The organism is Chamaesiphon sp. VAR_48_metabat_135_sub, assembly GCF_031418915.1.
GTDB lineage: Bacteria > Cyanobacteriota > Cyanobacteriia > Cyanobacteriales > Chamaesiphonaceae > Chamaesiphon.
Genome location: NZ_JANOJV010000234.1, coordinates 1 through 2103, shown reverse-complemented (window position 1 = coordinate 2103; position 2103 = coordinate 1). Strand labels below are relative to the sequence as shown.

At 44.4% G+C, this 2103-nt stretch carries 3 protein-coding genes; all 3 read left to right on the top strand.

Going from position 1 to position 2103, the window contains the following annotated elements; all coding sequences use genetic code 11:
* Positions 1-195: 195 nt before the first annotated feature.
* Complete coding sequence (locus tag RMO55_RS16575; RefSeq protein WP_310428261.1) at positions 196-882, top strand: hypothetical protein; 687 nt, start codon at positions 196-198, stop codon at positions 880-882.
* Entirely contained in the window at positions 860-1474 is a 615-nt protein-coding gene (locus RMO55_RS16570) for an RES family NAD+ phosphorylase (protein WP_310428259.1), read from the top strand. The genes RMO55_RS16575 and RMO55_RS16570 overlap by 23 nt, the downstream gene beginning before the upstream one ends.
* Positions 1475-1513: 39 nt before the next feature.
* A partial coding sequence (locus RMO55_RS16565; protein WP_310428257.1) for a Fic family protein occupies positions 1514-2103 on the top strand: 590 nt, incomplete at its 3' end.

Here is a 2103-nt window from a genome sequence, read left to right as displayed (position 1 = left end):
AACATTTAATGTCCGCAAAGGGCCATTATCGGACATTAAATGTTGATTGACAAAGTTGCACTACTTTGATATGGTAAAAATGTGGTCACAAAATTGCTCAATTTCTCTAAATTTAGACCAAAACTCAAGTATGACCGACCCCATCACCTCGATTCTGCTTCAATCAATGAAGGGATAATTCTCAATTATAATACTATGAGTGTAGATACCTTAATCGAACGAGTACAGAAAACCAGCCAGATCGAACAAAGACTGATCGATAACTTACTCGATACTTCCCCCCAATTTAAAGAGGCTTTAGCTACCTTATTGCGGGAATCAAAGCACCATCAGAAGTTGTCCCAATATTGGCAAGCAGCAATTGATGTAGCTCTAGTAGCCAGTCATGCTAGCAATGTTACGGCTTATCCTCACACTAACAGCTTTGAGTGGACAATCTCGGCATTGACTGCACCCGAACTACTAGCCGAACTCGCACCGACAGACCCGTTGGCAGGAGCGCGACTGAGGGGGATGAAAGTTAAGCAAGAGCTACTGTATAGCGATGGGCAACCGTTGCGGAGTGAAGAAGTCGCCCAATTATTGGGAATTTCTCGGCAGGCTGTGGATAAACGGCGAAGTAAAGGGCAACTTTTGGCTGTGTTATTGGGAAAACGAGGTTATTTCTATCCGCTGTGGCAATTTAAAGATGGGGGTGTATTGCCTGGACTAGACTCGGTATTGACTGTGCTGGCTAAATTTGATGCTTGGACACAGTTAATGTTTATCAAAACTGGAGATCTACGGTTGAATAATCTCACTCCTTTAGAATGTTTGGTTGCTGGAAATATCGATGCTGTAGTTACTGCTGCGGCTTGTTATGGCGAACCAAATCCAGCCTGAAGATCCGTTAATTCCTCATCCCTTGCCACCAGAGGATTTCAATCGTAGAGAGCTACCAATTTTGACCAGTCAGGGGACTTGGTATCGATTGAATGCGGTAGAGTTTTCTTCTAGCTTGTATTTTGACCGGACGGGGAAAGGCAGATTTGACAGTCCAGCACAGGGCTACGGGATCTTGTATGTGGGGGCTGATGTCTATGCTAGTTGGATTGAGTGCTATGGCAGGACTCATGGGGCAAAGGGCATTTCTGAGTTAGGATTGAGACTGCGGGATTTATACGCCATCGATAGTCGTCGTCCGTTGGTATTCGCCGATTTGACGGGGAGTAATTTGGTCAAGATGGGAGCCGATGCGCGATTGTCTTCTGGGGCTTATACTGTTGCTCGGCAATGGGCACAGGCTATTTACGATCATCCTCAACTAGTGGATGGGATTAGATATCGTTCGCGTCACGATGATGAGCGGTATTGTTATGGGATCTTTGATCGTTGTGCCCAGGATATCCAGGAGCAGAATTTAGGGAATTTGTTAACATCTAATCCCAGGTTATTGGCAGAAATTTTGGACTATTACGATTATGGATTGTTGTGATGGCATCAACTATCGCTCGAACCTTATTTAATTCTTCTGATGTCTAACCCCACCCTTCTAAACCAAATTGACGCACTCAAAGCTAGGTTAGATCGCATTCGTCCTCTTGCGCCTGACTTAGTGGAAAATCTGCGGGAAGTTTATAATATCCGATTAACCTATCACTCCAACGCGATCGAAGGTAATACTCTCACCCAATCCGAAACTCAAATCGTAATTGAAAAGGGGATCACTATTGGTGGCAAACCCCTAAAAGACCACTTAGAAGCAATCAACCACGTCGAAGCAATCGATTTTATTCGAGATCTGGCGATGGATGAACGAGCGATTACCGAATGGGATATCCGCCAGATTCATGGATTGGTGTGCAAAGGAGATCGGGGATCTGGTGCTTACCGATCTTTTAATGTGATGGCTGCGGGTAGCAATTATCGCTATCCCGATGCAATTATGGTGCCAGAATTGATGCAAGAATTTGGTAAGTGGCTTCATTCCAATCCAACTTTGCATCCTGTTGAAATAGCTACAGAGATTCATTATCGACTAGTTACAATTCATCCTTTTCAGGATGGCAATGGACGCACTGCTAGATTATTGATGAATCTCAGTTTGCTCAGATCTGGGTATCC

Coding starts and splice junctions, on each gene's coding strand:
- RMO55_RS16575 (WP_310428261.1), top strand. CDS start 196: ATGAGTGTAGATACCTTAATCGAACGAGTACAGAAAACCAGCCAGATC.
- RMO55_RS16570 (WP_310428259.1), top strand. CDS start 860: ATGGCGAACCAAATCCAGCCTGAAGATCCGTTAATTCCTCATCCCTTG.